The sequence below is a fragment of the Limnohabitans sp. 63ED37-2 genome (genome assembly GCF_001412535.1).
GTDB lineage: Bacteria > Pseudomonadota > Gammaproteobacteria > Burkholderiales > Burkholderiaceae_C > Limnohabitans_A.
Window position 1 is genome coordinate 694,194 of the sequence record NZ_CP011774.1, and the last position, 23,612, is coordinate 717,805.

A 23,612-nucleotide genomic window follows, 5' to 3' on the forward strand; every position below is an offset into this window, starting at 1 on the left:
TTATGCCGCCAGCTTCAGGCGGCGTTTGAGGGGGCGGCTGAACAGACCGGCCAAATCGGCCGCTTGTTCGTAACCCTGAATGGGGGTGAAGACCAACTCGATGGCCCACTTGGTGGTGATGCCTTGGGCCTCCAGCGGATTGGCCAAACCGAGGCCACACACCACCAGATCGGGCGCATCCGCGATGCAGCGGTCGAGCTGCAGGTCCACGTCCTGGCCTTCGCTGATGCGGGTGCCTGCGGGGATGAGCGCGAGTTCGGCGGCCATGTGCTGGCGGTGCAAATAGGGCGTGCCCACCTCCACCAAATCCATCCCCAGTTCGCGGTGCACAAAGCGCGCCAGCGGGATTTCGAGCTGCGAGTCGGGGAAGAAAAAGATGCGTTGGCCTTGCAGCATTTGGCGTTGCACCGCCAGGGCTTTTTCGGCGCGTTGGCGTGGCGCGGCGGTGGCTTGTTCAAACACTTCGGGGGCCACGCCAAACTCGGTGGCCGCCGCTTGCAGCCAAGCGGTCGTGCCTTCCACGCCCAGAGGGAAAGGTGCGGCCAAATGCTGCGCGCCGCGCGACTGCAGGGCGCGTGCGGTATCGGCCAAAAAGGGCTGGGCCAACAAATAGCGTGTGTTCGGGCCAACCACCGGCATGGCCTGGCTGTTGCGCGGTGGAAAGAAACTGACCTGCAATCCCATGCGATCGAACAGGCTGCGCATCTGGTCTTCGACCACATCGGCCAGGGTGCCGACCACCATCAGGGCGGGGGCTGTGTCGGTGCTGGCGGGCAAACCAGGAACCATCGCAGCCAGACAAGCGTCTTCGCCTTGGGTGAAGGTGGTTTCGATGCCGCTGCCCGAGTAGTTGAGCACGCGCACCTTGGGGTGGTGGATCTGGTTCTGGCGCTCGGCGGCGCGCGACAGATCGAGCTTGATCACCTCAGAGGGGCAAGAGCCCACCAAAAACAACAAGCGGATGTCTGGGCGGCGCGCCAGCAACTGGCCGACCACGCGGTCGAGTTCTTCGTGCACGTCGGCTAGACCCGCTAAATCGCGCTCGTCGATGATGGCGGTACCAAAGCGGGGTTCGGCAAAGATCATCACGCCCGCGGCCGACTGGATCAGGTGGGCGCAGGTGCGAGAGCCCACCACCAAAAAGAAAGCGTCCTGAATTTTGCGGTGCAGCCAGATGATGCCGGTCAAGCCGCAAAACACCTCGCGCTGGCCGCGTTCAACCAAGGGCACGACATCGGTACAACCAGGGGTTTCTGCGCGAATGGGGATGACGGTGCTCATGTGCTGGCCTGTGCACCCGATGTGGGCAAAGAAGTTGGGTCGGGGGAGGTGGTTTTTTGCAGCCGCGCCATGCGCAGCTTGCGGATGTATTGCGCGGCGTTGATGGCGTAGCTGCCATAAGCGGCCAGGGCCAGTAGCAGCAAGTCGTTGGCGCTCCAAGCGCCTTGCCACCAAGCCCAGACGTAGGCGGTGTGTAGCGCCATGACCCCCATGCTGACCACGTCTTCCCAATAGAAGGCAGGGGCAAACAGGTATTGGCCGAACACCACTTTTTCCCAAATGGCCCCTGTGACCATGATGGCGTAGAGCACCGCGGTCTTGAGCACCACCGAGGCCAGCGCCCAGTCGGTGTGCTCGCCGGTGTGCAGGCTGTTAATCACCAAATACAGGCTGATGCCAAAAATCAGGAACTGCACGGGGGCCAAGATGCCTTGCACCAGCGTCCAGGCGGTCGCGTCACGCCGGGCGCGTTGCGCTGGCGTGTACAAAACCTGGGGACTGGAAGCGGACATGGGGGACCTTGTGAGTGCGGGGGGGGTTGGGTTTGAATGTAAGTCTGGACATACAGTGTGTCAACACAAATTGACATAAATTTCAATTGCCAGGGTTTACACTAGATACAGGACCCGGAAATCAAATCACACTAGGACCTGTGTTCTGTGGGGGCTTTCACCGGGTCTCACACCACGCACTTCTTGCGACGAGCACTCCGATGTCCGGAGCCTGCCGCTGGTGTTCCCTCCTGATGATCGGTGCTTGTCATGGCGCAATTCAACCTCGAAACCGCACAGTCCCCGCCCATGGCCGAGGGTGCTCGGCATGCCTTGCCCGAAGCTTTGCGCCAAGGTGTACCGGTTGGGCCACGTTTGGTGGGCGGCACCAGTTTCACGGGCAAATCGGCACTCGACCTGGCCCAAATCCAGATCCTGGCGCAAGCCTGCCTGCAGGGCTTGGATGCTGCGCGGCAAGTGGTGTTTGGCTGGCAGCGCCAAGGACAGTCCCTGGAAGACATCTATGTACAAGGCATCACCCCTTGTGCCCGCTTGCTGGGTGATTGGTGGTGCGCCGATCGCCTGGATTTCGCCATGACCACCATCGCGTCGGCCCATTTGCAGCAGCTGTTACACGACTTCAGCAGCGAGTTTTTGCAGGAAACCCCCACGCAACACCAGCCTTGGAGCTTGCTCTTGCTGACCGAGCCCGGTGCTCAGCACAGCCTGGGTTTGTTCATGCTCAGTGAATTTTTCAAGCGCGCGGGCTGGGTCGTGACGGTGGGTGTACCGCAGGATGTGAGCGAGTTCAAGCGCCTGTTCCAGTCGGACTGGTTCGATGCGGTGGGCATTTCGGTGAGCAGCGACCGCCATTTGGACACTTTGGCGGCCTTGCTGCCCAAACTGCGTGAGAGCTCGGACAACTTGGGGCTGCAGGTGTTTGTCGGTGGGCCCATGGCCTTTATTGCACCCGAACGGTTGCAGGGCTTGGCCGCCGAGGTGCTGGCCGAAGACGCACCAGCCACCGTGTCGCGCATCACCCAAGCCATGGCTGGCGCAGCGGCTCGAGCGAACTGATATGGCTTGCTGTGTACGATTCTTAACATTGAAACCGCAAGGCCATCCTTTTTTAGTGATTTATCAGCCTATACTTGTATGACAAATTTAAGTGTCAACTTCCTGATGCTCAAACCCGTTTGGTTTACAACATGAAGCTTCCCTCTTTGGACCCTTCCACCTTTTCCCAGTTACTGGGGGTGGTGTCTGATGTCACCTTGGTCATGGACCCTTTGGGGGTGATCGAGGACGTGTCGACCGGGCGCGACACGCTGGCCGCTTTGGGCTGTCAGTCTTGGGTGGGTCGCCGCTGGATCGACACCGTGACCAGCGAGAGCCGCGGCAAGATCCAGGAGATGCTGTCATCTCAAGGGGCGTCGGATCCGATGCGCTGGCGGCATGTGAACCATCTCTCGCCCATGGGCAGCGAGGTGGCCATTCAATACGTGGTGTTGCCCCTCGGCGGCGGCAAGCTGCTGGCCATGGGCCGCGATCTCGAAAGCCTGGCCGAGTTGCAGCGCCGTCTGGTCGAAACCCAGCAGTCCATGGAGCGCGACTATTTGCGCCTGCGCCACATCGAGGCGCGCTACCGCGTGCTGTTTGACACCTCCTCCGAGGCGGTGTTGATGGTCGACGCCAGCACGCAGCGCGTGCTGGAGGCCAATGTGGGCGCGCAGTCCCTGCTCAAAGACGCTGGAAAACGCCTGGTGGGCCGCGATGTGCGCGAATGTTTCGAAGGTGAAAGCCAAGGTGAAGTGCAGTCCTTGCTGCGCACGGCGCTGGCCACGGGCCGCATCGAGATGTGCGCGGCCCGTGTGGCGGGCTTGCCTTCGGCCTGGACGGTGTCGGCCACGGTGTTCCGCCAAGAGGGTGGGGCGCAGTTTTTGGTGCGTCTGGTCACCCGCGAGGCGGTCGCCGCCACTTTGAATGATGCGGGTTCTTCGGCCGCTTTGAGCGAAGCCATGGAGCGCTTCCCGGATGGTTGGTTGTTGACCGACACCTCGGGCCTGATCAAAAGCGTGAACGAAGAGGGCATGGCTTTGTTGGGTCTGACGGCCTCGTCCCAAGTGGTGGGCCAGAGCCTGGAGCGCTGGCTCTTGCGCGGCGCGGTGGACTGGGGTGTGCTCAACACCAGCTTGCGCCAGCAGTTGCCGGTGCGCAATTTCGCGACCGAAGTGCGCACCCTCTCGGGCATGACCTTGCCCGTCGAGGTGTCGGCCGTGTGCTTGGCCCGGCCTGAGCCGATGTACGCCTTTTTTGTGCGCGACATGGACCGCCGTCTGCAAGGCGGTGCGTCGGTGGCGCAAAGCCAGGCCAACCCGTTTGCCGACCTGTCGCAATTGGTGGGGCGTCGTCCGATCAAGGACATCGTGGGCGAGACGGTGGACACCATCGAGCGCATGTGCATTGAGGCCGCCTTGGAGTTGACCCACAACAACCGCGCTTCTGCTGCAGAAATGTTGGGTTTGTCGCGCCAAAGCTTGTACGTCAAACTGCGCCGCTTTGGCATGGTGGCCGAGGCCGAAACCGACGCGCCTTGAGGGTTGTAAGTTTGAGTTGACATTAAGCGTCAATCCCAGTTGACATTTTAAAAACTCTCTTCACAATGGGGGCATGGACACCCCACCTTTGGCCCACGCGCCACACAACCAGGCCCTGGCGCCGCCGCTGAGTCGGCCTGCCTTGCGCACGGTGGCCGAATTCCTCAAACCCATTACTTGGTTTCCGCCCATGTGGGCCTTTGCCTGTGGCGCAGTGGCCTCAGGGCAGGACCTGGGCGCGAACTGGGCTTTGCTGCTCTTGGGTTTGGTGTTGACCGGCCCGCTGGTCTGCGCCAGCAGCCAAGCGGTGAACGACTGGTTTGACCGGCATGTGGACGCCATCAACGAACCCAATCGCCCCATCCCGTCGGGCCGCATGCCTGGTCGCTGGGGTTTGGGCATTGCCATCGCCTGGACCGCACTGTCGCTGGTCTGGGCCACGCTCATGGGGCCATGGGGTTTTGTGGCCTGCGGCCTGGCCATTGCGCTGTCGTGGGCTTACAGCGCGCCACCCGTGCGCCTCAAAAACAACGGCTGGTGGGGCAACGCGGCTTGCGCCCTGAGTTACGAAGGGCTGGCTTGGCTGACTGGCACGGCCGTCATGTTGGGCGGGGCCTGGCCGGGCCCACACTCGATCGCGTTGGCGCTGCTCTACAGCGTGGGTGCCCACGGCATCATGACGCTCAACGATTTCAAGGCCATTGAAGGCGACCGCCGCATGGGCGTGGCCTCGTTGCCGGTGCAGCTGGGTGCGCACGGCGCGGCGCGCATGGCTTGCGTGTTCATGCTGGTGCCGCAGGTGGTCGTGGCGGCTTTGCTGCTGAACTGGCAACTGCCCTGGCACGCTGCGGCCGTCTTGGCTTTGGCGGTTTCACAGGGGCCTTTGATGCGCCAATTTTTGCGCCAACCGGTGGAACGCGCCTTGCACGTCTCAGCCTTTGGTGTGCCTCTTTTTGTCAGCGGCATGATGGTCAGCGCCTTTGGCCTGCGCCAACTGAGTCTGTTTTCCAACACGCTGGGGGTCGCATGAACAAGATGGTGAATCCTTTGGAGTTTGGCTGGTTCCAAATCATCCGCTTGGGCCTGATCCAAGCCTGCCTGGGCGCGGTGGTGGTGGTGACCACGTCCACCCTCAACCGCATCATGGTGGTCGAGCTGGCGCTACCCGCCTTGCTGCCCGGCTTTTTGGTGGCCTGGCATTACGCGGTGCAGATGGTGCGCCCGCGCATGGGCTTTGGAGCCGACAAGGGGCGGCGCAGCACGCCCTGGATGATGGGCGGCATGTTGGTGCTGGGTGTGGGCGGCGTGATGGCCGCTGGGTCCACGGTGTGGATGGCCACCCAACCCATGTATGGCGCATTGCTGGCCTGGTTGTCCTTCAGCTTGATTGGCTTGGGTGTGAGTGCGTGTGGTACCTCGCTGCTGGCGCTGATGGCCAAGCGGGTGCCCGATGAGCGACGTGCGCCTGCGGCCACCACCGTGTGGTTGATGATGATCGTGGGCTTTGCGGTCACCGCGGGGGTCGTGGGCAAGCTGATTGACCCTTACAGCCCGCAGGTGCTGCTGCAGGTCTCGGCAGGCCTGAGTTTGCTGACCGCCTGCATCACGGCGCTGTGTTTGTGGGGCCTGGAAAAAGACGGTGAACCCTCACAGGCCACAGCGCCCAGCGTGGCCAACGAGCGCCTGAAAAAACAAAATTTCAAAGAGGCCTTCCAAGAGGTCTGGGCCGAGCCTGCGGCGCGCACTTTCACGGTGTTTGTGTTCATGTCCATGCTGGCCTACAGCGCGCAAGACTTGATTCTGGAGCCCTTTGCGGGCGCGGTGCACGGCTTCACGCCTGGGCAGACCACGCAGCTGTCGGGCTGGCACCACATGGGCGTGCTGTTCGGCATGTTGGCGGTGGCCGGTGCCGGTTCGCGCTGGGTGGCGGGACGCCTGGGCTCGGTGCAGGCCTGGATGGTGGGCGGTTGCTTGGTGTCGGCGCTGGCCACGGTGGGTTTGGTCAGTTCGGCTTTGTCTGCTGCATGGCCCCTGAAGGCCAATGTGGTGTTTTTGGGCGTTGCCAACGGCGCGTTCTCGATCGCGGCGATTGCCACCATGATGCGCCTGGCCGGAGAAGGTGGCGCAGGCCGCGAAGGCACGCGCATGGGTTTGTGGGGCGCGGCGCAAGCGGCGGCCTTTGGTTTGGGGGGATTGCTCGGCACCGCTGCCAGCGACCTGGCCCACGCCTTGTTGGGGGAACAACGCACGGCCTATGCCGCCGTGTTTGGCATGCAAGCGCTCATGTTTGCGGTTTCGGCAGCGGTGGCCACACGCCTGCGCACCGGACCTGCAGCGCAGCGAGCGCCTTTGCGTTTTGACGGTCCCGTATTGCTCAAAGGTGGGTCAAGCTCATGAACCAAACCGATTACGATTTTGTGGTGGTGGGCGGAGGTCCCTCGGGGGCCACTGCTGCACACGATTTGGTGCGCCAAGGTTGGCGCGTGTTGTTGCTCGACCGCCAGGGCCGCACCAAACCCTGCGGCGGCGCGATCCCGCCGCGCCTGATCCAGGACTTCGACATCCCCGACCACCTGCTGGTGGCCAAGGTGCGTTGTGCGCGCATGATCTCGCCCACCGACAATAAAGTCGACATCCCCATTGACAACGGTTTTGTCGGCATGGTGGACCGCGACGAGTTTGACGAGTACTTGCGCGACCGCGCAGCCCAGTCGGGTGCGGTGCGTTGCCAGGCGATTTTTGACAAGCTGCAGCACGACGACAGTGGTCAGTTGTGGGTGCACTACACCCCGGTGACCCCCAAAGAACACGCGGCCCAAGAACACGCCCAACCCACCAAAGTGTCCACCCGCATGGTGGTGGGGGCCGATGGCGCACGCTCGGAAGTGGCGCGACAGGCCATTCCCAATGCGCACAAAACCAAGTATGTCTTCGCCTACCACGAGATCATCGAGTCGCCCATAGGCCAACCCGGCTACGACGCAGCGCGCTGCGATGTGTATTACCAAGGTGAGGTCTCGCCCGACTTTTACGGCTGGGTGTTTCCACACGGCAAGACCATGAGCGTGGGCATGGGCAGTGCCGACAAGGGCTACTCGCTGCGCAGCGCCACTGCGCGTTTGCGCGCCATTGCGGGCCTCACCGATGCACCCACCTTGCGCCGCGAAGGCGCGCCGATTCCGCTCAAGCCTCTGCCCCAGTGGGACAACGGCCGCGATGTGGTGTTGATCGGCGACGCTGCGGGCGTGGTGGCCCCGTCGTCGGGCGAAGGCATTTACTACGCCATGGACTGCGCCCGGCGCGTGGCCCAGGCGGCGCACCAAGCCCTCAAAACCGGCAACAGCGCTTGCCTCAAGCAAGGCCGCAAGAGCTTCATGAAGCAGCACGGCCGGGTGTTCTGGATCTTGGCTGTGATGCAGTACTTCTGGTACCAGAGCGACAAACGCCGCGAGAAGTTCGTCAAGATCTGCGAAGACCGGGATGTTCAACGCCTGACCTTCGAGTCGTACATGAACAAAGAGCTGGCGCGCAAGGACCCGATGGCCCATGTGCGCATCTTTTTCAAAGACATGGCGCATTTGTTGGGTTTGGCACGCACATGAGGCCTGAGTGAGCCAGCACCCCGAACACGGCTTGCTGAGGTCAACCCTGGGGCGCAGGCACAAAGCGTCTGTGCGCACCTTGCTTCTGGCCTTTGTGCTCAGCTACGCCACAGCGGGCATCGGCGCGGCTTTGACCGAGTTGGGCCCGTGGTACTTTGCGCTCAAGCACCCGCCCTGGAAGCCACCCGACGCCGCGTTCGGTGTGATTTGGTCCACCATCTTCACGCTGTGCGCCATCAGCGCTTGGCTGGCATGGCAAGCGGCCGACACCGCTGCGCTGCGCCGCCGAGTGGCTGTGCTGTTTGGCGTGAATGCCGTGCTCAACATCCTTTGGAGCTGGCTGTACTTCAAGCTCCAGCGCCCCGACTGGGCGCTGTTCGAGGTGGTGTTTTTGTGGATGTCCATTCTGGCGTTGATCATGGGCCTGTGGCGCTTGTCACGCTGGGCCAGTTTGCTGCTCATCACCTACTGGGTTTGGGTCAGCATCGCCGCCGTGCTGAACCTGCAAACCGTGATGCTCAACGGGCCTTTCGGCGCGCAGCCCTGAGCGCCCCACCCAACCAGGAGAGTTCCCATGCCCCCCTCCCTCATGGCCACGATTTTTTTGTTGATGACCGGCTTGTGCGGTGCGGCTTATTGGTGGCTGGACCACCGGATGCAGCGCTTGTCGGACACCTTGCGCGACACCTACAAACTGGGCCTGATGATCATCTACGGACTGCAGATGGTGTTGCTGCTCATGTTCGCCATCTAGCCATGGTCGATTTCGCCCCTGTGGCCTTCGGCGCATGCTCGCGCGCGGCCTGCGCCGCATGAAGAGGCCTGGGCTTGTGTTGGCGCTGACCGCTTTGACGCTGCTGTCCCTGTGGTTGTGGACACCCGATCTGCCACGTGCCACTTTGGAGGCCCGTTACTTGGTATCATCCGCTGACCTGCGCCGCGTGGGGCCTTGGCAGCTGCATGTGCGCGACAGCGGCCCGCCCAGCTCAGCACCCCGCAAGTCCGATGCACAGACCGATGCCCCAGCGGTCGTTTTGTTGCACGGCTTTGGTTCGAGTTTGCAGACCTGGGACGCCTGGGCAGAGGGTCTGGCCGCCACACACCGCGTGGTGCGCATCGACCTGCCTGGCAGTGGCCTGAGCCCGCCCGACCCGGCTCAAGATTACCGCGACGAGCGCAGCGTGCAAATGCTGGTCGCCTTGCTGAACGATTTGGGCTTGAAACGCGTCAGCCTGGTGGGTCATTCCATGGGCGGGCGCATCGCTTGGACCTTTGCGGCCAAATTCCCCGAGCGGATCGACAAACTGGTGTTGGTGGCCCCCGATGGTTATGCCAGTTTCGGCTTTGAGTACGGCCAAGCCATGGAGGTACCCGCCACACTGGGCCTGATGCGCCATGTGCTGCCCAAGCCCTTGCTGCGCATGAACCTGAAAGCGGCTTATGCCCAGCCCGAGTCGCTCAGTGATGCCGTGACCACGCGTTACCACGATTTGATTTTAGCGCCCGGGGCGCGTCAGGCCATGCTCGACCGTTTGGCGCAAACCGTGTTGCAAGAGCCCGGGCCACTGCTGCGCCAAATCCGAGTGCCCACCTTGCTGGTCTGGGGCGAGGCGGACGCCATGATCCCCGTGAGCAATGCCCGCGATTACTTGCAAGACTTGCCGGACAGCCGCTTGGTGTCCTGGCCCGCTGTGGGTCATTTGCCGCAAGAAGAAGCGGCGCAGCTGTCTTTGCAGGCGGTGGTGGATTTTCTGCGCTGAACGGCGCTGGGCAAGCGCGCTTGACCTCAAGCCCTTCAGGGCTCAGCGCCACACCAGCGCATAATTTGCTGAGCCGTACCCATGGGGTCTTGTTCATGGGCCAGATGGCCCAAACCTGTTTGAACGTGCAGTTGCGCATGTGGCAAGCGCTGGCAGGCTTCGTCGGCCAAGGCCGGTGGCACGGTCTGGTCATGTGCGCCGATGTGCATGAACACCGGGTTGCGGACCTCGTGCAGGCGTGCGGCCAAGGGCTTGAGCCGCCAAGCCGCCATCATCGACAACACGCCGTGCACATGGCTCGAGTCGCTGAGCACCCGGGAATAAAGGTCTATCCCCTGCGCATCGAGTGTGGAGCCTGTTCGTGCGATCCACTCTGCTACAGCACCCTGTTTGGCTGCCATTTTGGCGGTGGCCCAGGCCGACAGCGGGTTGAGCGCCGCCAATTTGGCCGCTGGACCGAACAACCATGAGGCCACGCCGGGCAGCGGCAGCCAAGCGGGGTTCAAACCGATCAGTGTGCTGCGCGAGGCGCTGTCAAAGTGCAGCGCCATGTGCGCGGCAATCGCCGCGCCTGCCGAGTGGCCGACGATGACCTGTGGCGTGAGATTGAGTTGCAGCATCAGCGCGCGCAGGCCTTCGGCCATGCCGGGCAGCGAGAGTGCGCCTTCGGGCCCCCGGCTGGTGAAGGCGTGGCCGGGCAGGTCGGGCACGACCACGGTGAAGTGCTGGGCCAAGGTGGGCATGAGGCCACGCCAGCTGAAGTGGCCCGATCCCGTGCCGTGCAAAAGCAGCATGCAAGGCCCTTGGCCCATTTGCTGCACATGCCACTGGATGCCACCTGCTTGCACCAATCGGCTGTGCTGCGCGTGCGGCCACATGTCCGGACGGGCCTGGTGATCGGCCCAGGCCATACCGGGGTAGAAGCTGTCAAACATGGCGACTCAAGCCTGCGAGCTGCGCACGCGTTCGATGGCGTGGGCCATGCGCTGCGACTGCACCTGCGGCATGGGCAGGTAGCTCGCGCCCATGGTGCTGGCCAGTTGCTGCGCTTGCGCGTCGGGGTGCATGGAGGTGTCGATCCACAAGGCGCGATGGCCGCTGGCGCGCCACTGTTGGCCCCAGCTTTGCGCGTCCAGTTGCGCTTGGGCGCGGCCACCCAGGCCTTGCAGCGTCACGTTGGCGCGTCCGTCGCTCAGCACCACCAAGATGGGTGTGACGCCTTGGCGTTGCAACTGTGCCGCTTGTTCGTACGCCATTTTGAGGGCCAGCGCCAAAGGTGTGCCTCCGCCGCCGGGCAGGCCGGTCATGGCGCGTTTGGCGCGCACCAACGAACGCGTCATCGGCAGCAGCAGCTGGGCTTGCGCGCCCCGAAAGGCCACGATGCAGACGCTGTCGCGCCGGGCATAGGACTGTTGCAGCAGCAACTCGACAGCGCCTTTGGCCTCGGCCAATCGCTGCAAAGCGGCCGAGCCCGAAGCGTCGAGCGCCAGGATCAGGCAGCTGGAGGCGCGCTGCTGGTAGCGTTGGATGTGGAAGTCTTCGGCGCGGATCGCGACGCGGCCGGTGCTGTGCGCTTGCCGCAAACGCTGCTTGGGCGCGGCCGCGCGCAAGGTGGCCAGCACATGCAGGCGCGCCTGACCGCCGGGGCGGCCCGGGCGTGGGGGCAGGGGGCGGCCGCGCTGCGAGCCCGCGCGGGTTTGGCCGCTGCGCCCCGAGGTGTTGTGGCTGGCTGCGCCTTGGCGCGTCATCAGCGCGTCGAGCATGTGCGGCGGCAAGCTGGCCAAGGCGGCAGCGACCATCATCTCTTGCAGGTCTTCGGCACTGGGTTCGGCGTTTTGTTCGGGTGGTGGGTCCAGGCCCTCGTCTTTTTCAGCGTCGTTCTCAGGCGCTTGATCGGCATTTTCTGGCGGCTCAGGCGGCTCTGACGGTGGTGTGGCGTCTTCCGGTGGCGCAGGCTCTGATTCTTGTGCCGATGGCTCGGCAGGCCACTGTGTGGCGCGAGGGGCGAGCACACAGCGCGCGGCAAAACCCAGATCATCGGCATCGAGCGTGCTGCGCCCGTTCAGCGCCGCATGGCTGCAGGCCACACGCAGCGCCAGGCTGGGCACGCGCAAAGAGCCTATGCCCAGGTCCAAAGCGGCGGTGCACAGCGCTTGCATGTGTTCGTCGCTCGCTTGCACTTGTGGCAACTGCTCGCGGGCGCGGGCCAAAGCGCCGGGGCTCAGGCGAATCTGCAGACCATCCGATTCGCTGTTGTCCTGCCACGCCGCGTGGATGTCGCTGGGTGAGAGTTCGTTCAGATCCAGCCACACGCCCAGGCGCTCGGCCAAGGCCGCGCCCACGCCCGGTTCGTCGGGCAAAGATTCGTCGAGTGCCACCACGCCAAAGCGGGTGGGTGTGGGGGCTGCGCTGTGGCGGGTGGGCGGCACTTGGCCTTGTTCAAGGGCTTGGACCAAAGGCGCGAGCAGGGTGGGCGAGAGGCGCTCGGCCATGGGCAGGCAGACCAAGCCTTGGTCGGCCTGTTGCAGCAGGCCCGCTTGGCTGTGCAGCTGCCCGGTTTGCAGCGTGTGGGCCAGGTCGATGCCGCCCAGCAACCGTTCAATGTCCACCGAACCTGGCACTTTGACCAAGCCAATGCCCAGCCCTGCCAAAGCGTGCAGCCAGCGCTCGCGCACCGGGCCGTGTGGCGCGCGCAGGCACACGCCGCCAAAACCCAAGGGGTCGAGTTGCAGCAGCTGCAGCGCCGTCAGTGCATCGTTCCAGCGCTCCAGCGGGTCCGAGGGCTGCGTATTGTCGCGGGCCATGCGTGCAGCCAATTCAGGCGGCCAGCACTTCTTGCAAGCTGCGCTGCACGCGCGCGCCCGAGTCGGTGTCGTCCAGCGGGTTGCGGCGCAGGCGGTGGCGCAGGGCCAGCGGGGCCATGCTTTGCAGGTGCTCGGCCTTCACGGCTTTGTGGCCTTGCAGCGCGGCATACGCCCGGGTGGCGCGCAGCAGCGTGAGTTCGGCGCGCAGGCCGTCGGTGCCCAGTTGCTGGCACAAGCGGGCGCACAGCATCAGCATGTCGTCGCTGACCTCCACCGCGTCCAGCAACTCACGCGCTTTGAGGATGCGCTTTTGCAGCTTCTGGTTGTCCTTGTGCCACAGCGCCTTGAAGGCCTCTGGGTCTTTGTCAAAGGCGTCGCGGCGTTTGATGATGCTCACGCGCAGCGCCAAGTCTTGTGGCGTGCGCACCTGCACCGACAGGCCAAAGCGGTCCAGCAGTTGCGGGCGCAGCTCGCCTTCTTCGGGGTTGCCGCTGCCCACCAGCACAAAGCGGGCGGGGTGGCGCACGCTCAGGCCTTCGCGCTCGACCAGGTTTTCACCCGAGGCGGCCACGTCGATCAAGAGGTCCACCAAGTGGTCATCGAGCAGGTTGACCTCGTCGATGTACAAAAAGCCCCGGTGCGCCTGGGCCAGCAGGCCGGGCGCGAAAGACTTCACGCCTTGCGACAGGGCTTTTTCCAGATCCAGTGCGCCCACCACACGGTCTTCGGTGGCGCCCAAAGGCAGGTCGACCACGGCCACGCTTTGGCGTTCGGTCACGACTTTGGCTTTGGGGTCGCGGGCTTGGCAGACCGGGCAGGCGCTGGCAGGCTTGGCCGGGTCGCAGCGGTAAGGACAGCCTTTGACGACCGAAATCGGGGGGAGCAGGTCGGCCAAGGCGCGCACGGCGGTGGATTTGCCGGTGCCCCGGTCGCCCAAGACCAGTACACCGCCAATCGACGGGTCAACCGCCACCACCTGGATGGCGAGGGTCATTTCATCTTGACCAACGATGGCCGCAAAAGGGAAGGTCAATGCCATGGGGCGTTCCGCAAAACTGATCTCGGCCCATCATCCAAAAGACGCGGCAAAGTGTCAAGTTAAATTTACACTTGAGCTCAGGTTTTGCGGGGGCTGGTGGCCACGGTGTCAGATTCGGGTCGGGTTTCCGGCTTCAAACCGTAACGTGCCGCCAAATCCCAAACGTGCTGCGGCAGCATGTTTTTGATGCGGGCTGGTGCCTCGCGGCGCAGGTGCAAGATGGATTCGATGGCCTTCATCTCGACCCGGGCGCGTGCAAACTCCAGGCCACGCGGCCCTAACCGGGGCATGAGCCAGTTGACCAGCGGCTTGATCCAGGCGGGCATGCGCCGCAGCGGCAGGCCCCCGGCCGCGCGCTCGGTGTTGGCCATGAAGCCGCGCACCGGGCCATCCCGTTTGCCCCGGCTGATGGGGGCGCTGGTGACCAATTGCGATTGAATGCCGTCCAGCACCGCTTGTCCGCGCGCGTTGCGCACCAGCACCCACTGCTCGCCGTGCCCGCCCATATAACCCACGGTGATGTCGGCCAGCACATTGGTGTAGTCCACGCAGGTGCGGCAGGTCAACGGGAAAAAGTCGGGCGGCAAGTTGGACAGCGGCAGGTTCAAAAACGGGATCAGGCGCTTGTCGCCCTGGTCGGTGCGCACCTCGACCTTGTAATCGGCGCGGAACTCGACGTAGCTGATGTCTTGTGGTCGGTCCGAAATCAGGCCCAGAAACTGGTGGAAGTTTTCGGTGGTGGTGTTGTCAGAGCATGGCGTGCCGATTACGTAGAGCTGGTCCAGGCCTTGCTCGCGTTCGAGCTGCGGCTGGATGGCGCGCAGGGCGTAAATCTGACACGGAATGCCGATCACGGCCAAGCGCTTGTGGCCTTGGGCCAGCGCGGGCTCCACCAGGCTGAGCAGCGGCGCATAACCCATGCGCATGCCCCGGCACTGCGCCATGTCCTCGGCGCGGGTGACCAGCAACGGGCGCGGCCGCCAGCGGTCGTGCGGGTCGGCGGCCATGGCGATCACGGCGTCAACCAGGCCTTGTTCGAGCAACACCTCGGCCAATCGGGTGGTGATGCCTGTCCACTGCGCGCCCTGTGTGGGCGGGTCCAGGCGTGCACTCAGGATCTGTTGGTAAGGCCCGAAGAACAACTCATCAGCTTGGGCCGGATGTGTGGCGCTGCCCTGTTGGCGCTGGCGGCCATGCACACGCTGCTCCAAGCCCGGGTAATCGGGCTGGATGAACTGGCAGGCCTGGCCGCATCGCTTGGGGTCATCCGTGCGGGAGAGGCCGCAGTCGGTGCACAGCTTGCGGACGGGGGTCGACGCATTGGCCGCAACGGTCGGGGCGGAAGGCGTGCCAGTGGCTTGCACGTCAGTCGGCGATTAAACGGCGCGGGTGAGGGGCATCACCCCCACCAGCCAGACGTGCAAGCCGCCCATCAGGAAAGCCGCCCAGACACCCGTACCCACCCCCACCGCCAGCAAAGTGCCCAGCAACTTGCCTTCAGGAGCCGAGTGCAGGTTGTGGCGATCCCGTTGGCGTGCGGCGCGGAACACCAACACCGACCAAACGAGGAAGCCACCGAACAAGAGCACATCGGCCAGGTTGCCGTTGGACAACAAATGGCCGAGCGCCCAGACCTTGACCGACAAGGTCATGGGGTGGCGCAGTTTGGCTTTGATCTGGTTGCCGGGCACATAGGTGGCCACCAGCAAGACCATGGCGACCCACATCAGCAAAATGGTGGCGTGTTGCATGCCGCGCGGCGGCGTCCACAGCAGCACCGGCTCCAGCCTTGCCTGGCCGTAGCCTTGCACCAACAGGTAAAGCCCGAGCACGGCAACCGCTGCATAAACGGCCTTAAAGCCCAGCGCACCCCAGCGGGCCATGCTGTTTTCTCGTACCTGCGGGGCCAGGCTTTGCAGAGAGTGAATGCCCAAAAAGAGCGCCAAGCCAATCAACAGTTGCAGCATGTCAAAACCTTTAGGGGTAAATGTGTCTTTATGACGCATTCTGACATGGACATGTCCATCGCGGTTGACATTCAAAAACCAGGGCTTTCCTGTGTGATTTGCTCAAGTAATCTGGTCCGGATGACAAGGTGACTGATGTGGCGCACAATGAACTGTCCAGTATTTTCTGACGGTTACTTCCAAGGAGTCTTCTATGTCCCGTTTTACTTCTCTGTCTTCGACCCGCCGTGTGTTCATGATGCAAGTGGCCACCGCTGCCACCGCCGTTTTGGCGGTGAGTGAGGCTTCAGCCCAGGCCATGGTCGATGAAAAAGACCCACAAGCCGTGGGCCTGGCCTACAAGGCCGATGGCACCAAGGTTGACAAAGCCAAGAACCCCAAGTTCGCCGCTGGCTCCAACTGCGCCAACTGTGCCTTGTTCCAAGCCAAGGCTGGCGCTGCTGCCGGTGGTTGCCCCTTGTTTGCAGGCAAGCAAGTGGCAGCCAAGGGCTGGTGCTCGGCTTGGGCCAAAAAGGCTTAATGCCTCCAGGACTCAGCGGACTTCACCCCGCAAAGACCGCCAAAACCGCCTTTGGGCGGTTTTTTTGTGCCCATTTCCGACCCACAACTCAGGGCATACCCTGATTTGCCCGCTTGAATCAAGGCTTTAACCACACAAAGTGTCAATCCATCGTTACACTTTGCCTTGTCTTCAACCGACCGGAAAGCCCTTTCATGGCGTCTTGGGTGCTCACAGCGATGGACCTGGCCTGCCAAAAGGCCCAGCGGACTTTGTTCGAGGGCGTGAGCTTTTCCGTGCCCGCGGGCAGTTGGTTGCACATCGAAGGCGGCAACGGCTGCGGCAAGACCAGTTTGCTGCGCATCCTGTGTGGTCTGTCCCCAGCGGCACGCGGCCAAGTGCTGTGGCCTTCTTCTTCCCCTTCTTCCTCTTCCTCGCAGACCTCGCTCTCGCGTCCCGACCGCTCGGTGCTGCATTACATCGGCCACGCGCTGGGCCTCAAGCCTGATCTCACCGCTTGTGAAAACCTGTGTGCCGATGCACAAGTCAGTGGCTTGGCACTCGGCCGCGAGCAAGCGGTTCAGGCGCTGGCCGCGCAGGGCCTGCAAAGCCGCGCCCACCTGCCCGTGCGGGTTTTGTCACAAGGCCAACGACAAGGTGTGGCTTTGGCGCGTTTGCGCACCAGCCCGGCACGGCTGTGGGTCTTGGACGAGCCCCTGGTGGGCTTGGACACTCAGGCCACCGCCACGGCCCGCGCCTTGCTGCAATCGCATGTGGATGCGGGGGGCGCTGTGGTCATGACCAGCCACCACGATGTGGGCTTGCAAGGCCCGGGGGCGCGCTTGCACTTGGGACGCGAGGTGGGCCGCGCATGAACACCCCCGCCATGACCGTCCCTGTGTCAGCGCTGGCTGCTCAGCCCGCGCTGCCCAGCCCTTGGCAAGCCATGCTTGGCCTGCTGCGGCGCGACCTGCGCTTGGCCCTTCGGCGCAAGGCCGAGTGGATGGGCGCGGTGTTTTTCTTTGTCTTGGTGGCGGCTTTGTTTCCGCTGGCCATCGGCCCTGAGCCGGCCACGCTGCGCCTGATCGGGCCCGGGGTCTTGTGGGTGGCGGCCTTGCTGGCGAGCATGCTGAGCCTGGGCCGTTTGTTCGATGCCGATCACCAAGACGGCAGCCTGGAGCAGCTGGCGCTGTCGGTAGCGCCCCTGCCTTGGTTGGTCAGCGCCAAGCTGCTGGCGCATTGGTTGATCTCGGGCTTGCCCTTGGTGCTGTTGTCGCCGCTCCTAGGGCTGCAGTTCGGTTTGGGGTCAGAGGCTTTGGGCATGCTGGCGCTCACGCTCTTGATCGGCACGCCCGTGCTGTCACTGCTGGGCGCGATTGGCGCGGCCCTCACTTTGGGTGTGCGCGGTGGCGGGGTGCTGCAGTCGCTCTTGCTCTTGCCTTTGTATGTGCCGGTGCTGGTGTTCGGCACGGGTGCGGTCGATGCACAGATGCGTGGCCTCGGGGCCGAGGCGCATGTGTCCATTTTGTTGGCCCTCTTGCTCGCTTCTGCGGCGCTCAGCCCTTGGGCCTGTGCGGCGGCTTTGCGCTTGGCGCTGGAATGAAGAGGGAAGGTCCATGAAGCTTTTTCACTACGCCGCGCCACAATATTTCTACCCCTTGGCCGGGCGCCTCTGGCCTTGGTTGGCGCTGCTGGCCACGGGGCTGGCGCTGGCGGGTTTGTGGGTGGGTTTCATGGTCGCGCCGTCCGACGCACAGCAGGGACAGGCCTACCGCATCATTTACATCCATGTGCCCGTGTCGTGGATGGCCATGGTCATTTACCTGGCCATGGCGTTTTGGAGTGTGCTGGGTTTGGTGTTCCACACACGCTTGTCGGGCCTGATGACGCGGGCGTTGGCGCCCACCGGGGCCTTGCTGGCGTTTTTGTCGCTGTGGACCGGGGCCTTGTGGGGCAAGCCGATGTGGGGCACTTATTGGGTGTGGGACGCGCGGCTGACCTCGATGCTGATCTTGTTGTTTTTGTATTTGGGCTACATCGCCTTGACCTCGGCCATCGAAGACCCGCGCCGCTCGGACCGGGCGGGCGCCTTGGTGGCGGTGGTGGGGGCAGTCAACGTGCCCATCATTTACTTTTCGGTCAAATGGTGGAACACCTTGCACCAAGGTGCATCGGTGTCGCTGACCCAGTCGCCCAGCATGGCCAGCATCATGCTGACCGGCATGTTGCTGATGAGCTTGGCCGTGTGGTTGTACGCCGCGGCCATCGCTTTGTGGCGCGTGCGCAGTTTGATTTTGGAGCGCGACAGCCACGCCGCTTGGGTGCAGCAACTGCCCGAGGTGTTGGTGCACCGCGCACACCGCGATTGGCGAGGTGCCGCATGATTTGGCAAAGCGCTTCAGAGTTTTGGGCCATGGGTGGTTATGGCTTGTACGTGTGGGGCAGCATGGGCGTGAGCGCTGCCTTGATGGCTCTGGAGGTGTGGCTGGTGCGCGTGGGCCGCCGGCAAGCGCTGGACGCAGTGTGCGACGCCATGGATACCGAGGCCCTGGATGCCGAACCCCCGGTTGCTTCACAGGCCTTCTCAGCCGGGGCTGCAAGCCCCGTTCATTTCACCCAAGGAGCTGCGTCATGAAAAGCCGCTACCAGAGAATGTTGGGTATCGGTTTGGGCTTGCTGCTCGTGTGCGGTGCGCTGTTTTTTGTTCTTAACGCTTTCCAGAGCAACCTGGTGTTTTTCTTCACGCCCACCCAAGTGGCGGCTGGCGAAGCGCCCAAAGAGGGCCACTTCAGAGTCGGTGGTTTGGTCAAGGCAGGCAGCGTGCAACGCGACGGCATGGCGGTGAGCTTTGTGGTGACCGACACGCAGCGTGACGTGCCGGTGCGCTATGTGGGCCTGCTGCCCGATTTATTCAAAGAAGGCAAAGGGGTGGTGGCGCAAGGTCGCCTCGACGCAAGCCGCCTGTTTGTCGCCAGCGAAGTGCTGGCCAAACACGACGAAAACTACATGCCGCCCGAAGCCCAGCACGCGCTGGACGAGGCGGCCAAGGCCCGTACGGGTGCGGCGGTAGCGCAATGAAGCGCACTGTTTTTTCAGGAGCTTGGCATGTGGCCTGAAGCCGGTCACATGGCCTTGATCATGGCGGCTTGGGTCGCTGTGCTGCAATCGGTGCTGTCGCTGTGGGGCAGTTTGTCGGCCCGGCGCGCAGGTTGGCAAGCGCTGGCCAGGCCTTTGGCGGTCTTGCAATTGGTGCTGATCGTGTTGGCCTTTGGCGCTTTGTGGCACGCGTTTTATGTGCACGATTTCAGCGTCAAATACGTGGCCCAACACTCCAACACCTTGCTGCCGACGCCGTACCGCCTGTCGGCCATTTGGGCCGGGCACGAAGGTTCTCTGTTGCTGTGGGTCTTGATGCTGGCGCTGTGGTCGGTGGCGGTGGCCAGCTTTTCCAAGCGCTTGCCGCAGGCCTTGGTGGCCCAGGTGTTGGGCGTCATGGGCGCGGTGTCGGTGGGTTTCCTGGCCTTCATCCTCACCTTGTCGAATCCGTTTGCGCGGCAGTTCCCGGCACCTGCCGAGGGGCGCGATTTGACGCCTTTGCTGCAAGACCCGGGTTTGGTGATCCACCCGCCCATGCTTTATATGGGTTATGTGGGTCTGTCGGTGGCCTTTGCTTTTGCCATGGCTGCGCTGCTCTCGGGCAGGCTCGATGCCGCGTGGGCACGTTGGGCGCGGCCCTGGACGGTGGCCGCCTGGGGCTTTTTGACGCTGGGCATCGCGCTGGGGTCGTGGTGGGCTTATTACGAATTGGGCTGGGGCGGTTGGTGGTTTTGGGATCCGGTGGAAAATGCCTCGCTCATGCCTTGGCTGGTGGCCACGGCGCTCATCCATTCGCTCATGGTCACCGACAAGCGCGGCCAGTTCAAGGCCTGGACAGTGCTCTTGGCGATTGGCGCTTTTTCGCTCAGCCTGCTGGGCACCTTCCTGGTGCGCTCGGGGGTGTTGACCTCGGTACACGCCTTTGCCACAGACCCTTCGCGGGGCATTTTCATTTTGATGTTTTTGGCCGTGGTGGTGGGCGTGTCGCTGGCGCTGTTTGCCTGGCGCGCACCGCAGTGGGCCAATGCCTCGCAACCGGTGGCCGGTTCGCGCGAATCGTTTTTGCTGCTCAACAGCGTGCTCCTGGTGGTGGCCATGGCGGCGGTGCTGCTAGGCACTTTGTACCCGCTGATCATCGACGCACTCAACCTGGGCAAGCTCTCGGTCGGGCCGCCGTATTTCGACCGCGTGTTTGTGCCGCTGATGGTGCCGCTCTTGTTGGCCATGGTGCCGGGCACGGTGGTGCCTTGGCATGTGGCGCGCTGGGCGGCGGTGCGCTCGGTGGTGGTGCCCGGGGCCTTGGCGCTTTTGTTGGCCAGCGCTTGGGCCACTTGGGGTGGGGCGCCTCAGACTGCAGAGGCTGTGACCACGGCCAGTGGCTGGCTCACGGTGATGGGCGGTACGCTGGGCGGCTGGATCGTGCTCTCGGGCGCTTGGCAAATCGTGCAGCGCTTGCGCTTGCGCTTGCCTGGATCGCCGGGCCTGGCTTGGTGGGGCATGCAGGTGGCGCACCTGGGTGTGGCGGTGCTGGTGCTGGGCATCACGGGCGTCAAGTCCTTTCAGGTCGAGCGTGATGTGCGACTGGGCTTGGGCGATTCGGTCACCGTGGCGGGCGTGCGTTACCAGCTCATGAGTGTGGACCAGCACTTGGGGCCCAACTATTTGGCCTTGCGCGCCCAGTTGAAGCTGTTCGAAGGCCAGCTGGGCGACGAGCGGCAGGTCGGTACTTTGCAGCCCGAAAAACGCCGCTATGTGTCGAGCGCCATGCCCATGACCGAGGCCGCGATCGACCGCAACCTGTGGCGCGACCGTTATGTGTCTTTGGGCGAGCCCTTGGCGGGTGAGCCACCGCAGTGGAGCTTTCGGGTCTACCACAAGCCTTTTGTGTCCTGGATCTGGCTGGGTGCGGTGTTCATGGTGCTGGGGGGTGGCTTGGCAGCGTTCGATCGGCGCTACCGGCAGGCGACATCGGCAACGCGTGCGCTTGGCGCTCAAGCTGACGTGGGCATGGGTGCGTCTGGCGTGCGAGTTGCAGGGCCTGTGCCAGTGGTCAGAGGCGCTGTCTCATGAGCGCGCTGTCTGCCAAGGCCACAAGCCGCCGCATGCCGCGCTGGGTGTTTGTGCCACTGGCCCTGTTTTTGGCCATGGTGGTGTTTTTGGGTGTGGGCCTCACGCGCAACCCGCAAGAGATTCCCTCCCCTCTGATCGGCCGCCCCGCACCGGCTTTTGAGTTGCCGCTGGTGGGCGGGCCGGGCGTGTTCAACGCGGCGCAGTTCAAGGGTCAGCTCACCTTGGTCAACCTGTGGGCCACCTGGTGCGCGGGCTGCAAAGAAGAGCACCCGATTTTGATGGCGCTGGCCCGCCAGCCCGGCCTGAACATGGTGGGCATCAATTACAAAGAACTGCAGGCCTCGGAACTCTCGGGCCAAGAACCGCTCAGCGCCGAATCGGTCCAGAAAGCCACGGCGCGCAGCCAGGCTTGGTTGCAAAAAAATGGCCAGGCTTTTGGCGTGAACCTGCTGGACATGGACGGCCGTGTGGGCATGGATTTTGGTGTGTATGGCTTGCCCGAAACCTATTTGATTGACCGCGAGGGCGTGGTGCGCTTCAAGCACGCCGGGGCCTTGACGCCCGATGTGGTGCAGCAAAAACTGCTGCCCTTGCTGCGGGGGGTGTATTGATGCGCGCGGTGCTGCGGTGGGTGCTGGCCTGCCTTGGGCTGTGCTGCGCTTGTGCGATGGCCCAAGCGCCGGGTGGTTTGGCAATGGGCGCGCCCGTGGCAACGCAAGCCAATGCCCCCATGTCGACCGCTGTGCAAGCGCGCTGGGACCACATCGCGGCCGAGCTGCGTTGCTTGGTCTGCCAAAACGAATCGCTGGCTTCGTCGAATGCCGAGTTGGCCCTGGACCTGCGGCGCGAGCTGCGCGGTCTGATCGAGCAGGGCCAAAGCGATGCCGACATCCGCCGCTTTTTGGTCAGCCGTTACGGTGACTTTGTGCTCTACAAGCCCGAGGTCAAGCCCGTGACCTGGCTCTTGTGGTTCGGCCCCTTTGTGTTGCTGTTGGGTGCACTGGTGCTGGCGCTGCGCTTGATGCGCCGCACGCCTGCTGAGTCCGCGCCCTTGACCGACAGCGAACGCGCCCGCGTTCGCCAACTGCTGGAGTCCTGATGTCTTTTGTGCCGCCTTGGCTGGGTTTGTTGTGGGTGCTGATGGCTTTGGGGCTGCTGGCCGCTGGGGTCTTGCAGCGTGGCCTGAAAAAGCAGGTGCAGGTCGTGGGGCTCGAGCGGCAGTCACAGACCAACCGCAGGATTGCGCAAGCACACCTGGCCGATCTGGACCGTGCTTTGGCCGAAGGCCGTTTAACGGCGCTGCAGCATGAAGTGGCCCGCGATGAATTGCTGCGCCATCTGTTGGACGACGCGGCGCAGTCTGACGAGGCACCCGTTGCGGCAGTGCCTGCGCGATGGCTCTGGTGGGTCGGGGCCTTGGTGGTGCTCAGTGGCCTGAGTTATCTGCAACTGGGTGCCTCCCACGCTTGGTGGCCCAAGCCTTTGAGCCAGCGGGTCCAAATCAGTGCGACCACGCCCGAGCAATGGGCGGAGCAAACCCGTGTGTGGCAAGAAGCCACACAAAAACGCCCGGAGGATGCCGAGGCTTGGTTGACGCTGGCGCGGCTGCACGCCGCCCAAAACGCGCATGCCCCGGCCGAGCAGGCCTTGGCGCGTGTGCTGGCCTTGTCGCCCGAGCCCGATCTGTGGATCGAGCGGGCGCAGATGAAAGCTTTGAGCGCAGGTGGTGTCTACACCGGAGAGCCTTGGCAGTGGATTCAAGACGTGCTGCGCACACAGCCCCAGCACCTGAACGCGCTGGTGCTCGCGGGCAGCGCGGCTTTGTCTGAAAAGCGTCACGCCGCCGCGCAAGATTATTGGCAACGTGCCTTGGCTTTGGTGCCCGCCGACAGCGAGGCGGGCCAAGGCCTGCAGCGGGCGCTGGCAAAAGTGGCCGAGAGGGTGGCCGAGCTGGCGGCGGCTCCGGCAGCTGTTGGTGAAGCGAGGGCAGGAGCCTTATCGGCGGCGACTCCGGTGGGCGACGTCAAGCCTCTGATTCAGGGCGAGGTTCGTATTTCCCCCGAGGTGCAAAGTCAAATTGCCGCAGGCGCGACCCTGTTTGTGTACGCCATGGCCGAAGAGGGCTCGCGCCGCCCTGTGGCCATCTGGCGCGGCACACCCACCTCATGGCCGGTGCGCTTTGCTTTGAATGACAGCATGGGCATGGGTGCACCACCTGTGTTGTCATCGCTGGCGCAAGTGCGCTTGGTGGCTCGCATCTCCAAAACCGGCTCGGCGCAAAAGCAAGAAGGTGATCTGCAGGTCGAACTGCCGGGTGTAAAGACCGGCGTGCAGGGCGTCGTGCTTCAAATCAGCGGTCGCTGACACCTGCTGCAAGCTGGGTGCACAGTGTGCACCCGAAGAACT

The 23,612-nt window shown here is 63.6% G+C and carries 25 protein-coding genes; 18 read left to right on the forward strand and 7 right to left on the reverse strand.

Annotated elements, in window-relative coordinates:
- A complete protein-coding gene (locus L63ED372_RS03285) occupies positions 1-1,281 on the reverse strand; it encodes a ferredoxin:protochlorophyllide reductase (ATP-dependent) subunit N (protein WP_197275315.1) in 1,281 nt (426 codons plus the stop codon).
- The gene (gene bchF / locus L63ED372_RS03290) at positions 1,278-1,793 is read right to left on the reverse strand and encodes a 2-vinyl bacteriochlorophyllide hydratase (protein WP_062403286.1); all 516 of its coding nucleotides are present in this window, start codon (positions 1,791-1,793) and stop codon (positions 1,278-1,280) included. Before bchF ends, L63ED372_RS03285 begins: the two co-directional genes overlap by 4 nt.
- A gap of 249 nt (positions 1,794-2,042) precedes the next feature.
- Between bchF and L63ED372_RS03295 the strand changes: the two genes are divergently transcribed.
- The 8 genes from L63ED372_RS03295 (at position 2,043) to L63ED372_RS03330 (ending at position 9,731) form a co-directional block, all read left to right on the forward strand.
- Positions 2,043-2,849 carry a cobalamin B12-binding domain-containing protein gene (locus L63ED372_RS03295; protein ID WP_062403288.1) on the forward strand — a complete coding sequence of 269 codons (807 nt, stop codon included), beginning with the start codon at positions 2,043-2,045 and terminating at the stop codon, positions 2,847-2,849.
- Positions 2,850-2,980: 131 nt separating this feature from the next.
- Positions 2,981-4,369: a transcriptional regulator PpsR gene (gene ppsR, locus L63ED372_RS03300; RefSeq protein ID WP_062407570.1), complete on the forward strand. Its 1,389-nt coding sequence runs from the start codon at positions 2,981-2,983 to the stop codon at positions 4,367-4,369.
- A 73-nt stretch (positions 4,370-4,442) separates the two neighbouring features.
- Positions 4,443-5,399 carry a chlorophyll synthase ChlG gene (gene chlG, locus L63ED372_RS03305; RefSeq protein ID WP_062403291.1) on the forward strand — a complete coding sequence of 319 codons (957 nt, stop codon included), beginning with the start codon at positions 4,443-4,445 and terminating at the stop codon, positions 5,397-5,399.
- Positions 5,396-6,766, forward strand: a complete 1,371-nt coding sequence (locus tag L63ED372_RS03310; protein ID WP_062403294.1) for a BCD family MFS transporter — start codon at positions 5,396-5,398, stop codon at positions 6,764-6,766. Before chlG ends, L63ED372_RS03310 begins: the two co-directional genes overlap by 4 nt.
- A complete protein-coding gene (locus tag L63ED372_RS03315) occupies positions 6,763-7,971 on the forward strand; it encodes a geranylgeranyl diphosphate reductase (protein WP_062403298.1) in 1,209 nt (402 codons plus the stop codon). Before L63ED372_RS03310 ends, L63ED372_RS03315 begins: the two co-directional genes overlap by 4 nt.
- A gap of 7 nt (positions 7,972-7,978) precedes the next feature.
- Positions 7,979-8,518, forward strand: a complete 540-nt coding sequence (locus L63ED372_RS03320) for a TspO/MBR family protein (protein WP_082431569.1) — start codon at positions 7,979-7,981, stop codon at positions 8,516-8,518.
- Positions 8,519-8,545: 27 nt separating this feature from the next.
- Positions 8,546-8,725, forward strand: coding sequence for a hypothetical protein (locus L63ED372_RS03325; protein ID WP_062403302.1), 180 nt, complete (start codon positions 8,546-8,548; stop codon positions 8,723-8,725).
- 34 nt (positions 8,726-8,759) lie between these two features.
- Positions 8,760-9,731 (forward strand): alpha/beta fold hydrolase, encoded by a 972-nt coding sequence (locus L63ED372_RS03330; RefSeq protein WP_231624548.1) that lies wholly within the window; start codon positions 8,760-8,762, stop codon positions 9,729-9,731.
- A gap of 35 nt (positions 9,732-9,766) precedes the next feature.
- On the opposite strand, the gene bchO is transcribed toward L63ED372_RS03330, so the two are convergent.
- The 5 genes from bchO to L63ED372_RS03355 form a co-directional block, all read right to left on the reverse strand.
- Positions 9,767-10,666: an alpha/beta fold hydrolase BchO gene (bchO, locus tag L63ED372_RS03335; RefSeq protein WP_062403304.1), complete on the reverse strand. Its 900-nt coding sequence runs from the start codon at positions 10,664-10,666 to the stop codon at positions 9,767-9,769.
- Positions 10,667-10,672: 6 nt separating this feature from the next.
- Complete coding sequence (locus L63ED372_RS03340) at positions 10,673-12,535, reverse strand: magnesium chelatase subunit D (RefSeq protein WP_062407577.1); 1,863 nt, start codon at positions 12,533-12,535, stop codon at positions 10,673-10,675.
- A gap of 13 nt (positions 12,536-12,548) precedes the next feature.
- Positions 12,549-13,574 carry a magnesium chelatase ATPase subunit I gene (gene bchI / locus L63ED372_RS03345; RefSeq protein ID WP_062403307.1) on the reverse strand — a complete coding sequence of 342 codons (1,026 nt, stop codon included), beginning with the start codon at positions 13,572-13,574 and terminating at the stop codon, positions 12,549-12,551.
- A 77-nt stretch (positions 13,575-13,651) separates the two neighbouring features.
- On the reverse strand, positions 13,652-14,938 hold the full coding sequence (locus L63ED372_RS03350) for a Coenzyme F420 hydrogenase/dehydrogenase, beta subunit C-terminal domain (protein WP_062403310.1): 1,287 nt from the start codon (positions 14,936-14,938) through the stop codon (positions 13,652-13,654).
- Positions 14,939-14,950: 12 nt separating this feature from the next.
- Positions 14,951-15,541 (reverse strand): NnrU family protein, encoded by a 591-nt coding sequence (locus L63ED372_RS03355; RefSeq protein ID WP_062403313.1) that lies wholly within the window; start codon positions 15,539-15,541, stop codon positions 14,951-14,953.
- A gap of 193 nt (positions 15,542-15,734) precedes the next feature.
- Between L63ED372_RS03355 and L63ED372_RS03360 the strand changes: the two genes are divergently transcribed.
- The 10 genes from L63ED372_RS03360 (at position 15,735) to ccmI (ending at position 23,570) form a co-directional block, all read left to right on the forward strand.
- On the forward strand, positions 15,735-16,061 hold the full coding sequence (locus L63ED372_RS03360) for a high-potential iron-sulfur protein (protein WP_156343542.1): 327 nt from the start codon (positions 15,735-15,737) through the stop codon (positions 16,059-16,061).
- Positions 16,062-16,255: 194 nt separating this feature from the next.
- Positions 16,256-16,915 carry a cytochrome c biogenesis heme-transporting ATPase CcmA gene (gene ccmA, locus L63ED372_RS03365; RefSeq protein WP_062403316.1) on the forward strand — a complete coding sequence of 220 codons (660 nt, stop codon included), beginning with the start codon at positions 16,256-16,258 and terminating at the stop codon, positions 16,913-16,915.
- 71 nt (positions 16,916-16,986) lie between these two features.
- On the forward strand, positions 16,987-17,643 hold the full coding sequence (gene ccmB / locus L63ED372_RS03370; RefSeq protein ID WP_062407580.1) for a heme exporter protein CcmB: 657 nt from the start codon (positions 16,987-16,989) through the stop codon (positions 17,641-17,643).
- A 13-nt stretch (positions 17,644-17,656) separates the two neighbouring features.
- Positions 17,657-18,424, forward strand: a complete 768-nt coding sequence (ccmC, locus tag L63ED372_RS03375) for a heme ABC transporter permease CcmC (RefSeq protein ID WP_062403319.1) — start codon at positions 17,657-17,659, stop codon at positions 18,422-18,424.
- Positions 18,421-18,675 carry a heme exporter protein CcmD gene (gene ccmD / locus L63ED372_RS16565; protein ID WP_231624549.1) on the forward strand — a complete coding sequence of 85 codons (255 nt, stop codon included), beginning with the start codon at positions 18,421-18,423 and terminating at the stop codon, positions 18,673-18,675. The genes ccmC and ccmD overlap by 4 nt, the downstream gene beginning before the upstream one ends.
- Complete coding sequence (gene ccmE / locus L63ED372_RS03385) at positions 18,672-19,118, forward strand: cytochrome c maturation protein CcmE (protein ID WP_062403320.1); 447 nt, start codon at positions 18,672-18,674, stop codon at positions 19,116-19,118. Before ccmD ends, ccmE begins: the two co-directional genes overlap by 4 nt.
- A 27-nt stretch (positions 19,119-19,145) precedes the next feature.
- On the forward strand, positions 19,146-21,206 hold the full coding sequence (locus L63ED372_RS03390) for a heme lyase CcmF/NrfE family subunit (protein WP_062403322.1): 2,061 nt from the start codon (positions 19,146-19,148) through the stop codon (positions 21,204-21,206).
- Positions 21,203-21,817 (forward strand): DsbE family thiol:disulfide interchange protein, encoded by a 615-nt coding sequence (locus L63ED372_RS03395; RefSeq protein ID WP_231624550.1) that lies wholly within the window; start codon positions 21,203-21,205, stop codon positions 21,815-21,817. Before L63ED372_RS03390 ends, L63ED372_RS03395 begins: the two co-directional genes overlap by 4 nt.
- Positions 21,818-21,936: 119 nt before the next feature.
- Complete coding sequence (locus L63ED372_RS03400) at positions 21,937-22,305, forward strand: cytochrome c-type biogenesis protein (protein WP_231624551.1); 369 nt, start codon at positions 21,937-21,939, stop codon at positions 22,303-22,305.
- Entirely contained in the window at positions 22,305-23,570 is a 1,266-nt protein-coding gene (gene ccmI / locus L63ED372_RS03405) for a c-type cytochrome biogenesis protein CcmI (protein ID WP_062403325.1), read from the forward strand. The genes L63ED372_RS03400 and ccmI overlap by 1 nt, the downstream gene beginning before the upstream one ends.
- Positions 23,571-23,612 lie beyond the last annotated feature (42 nt).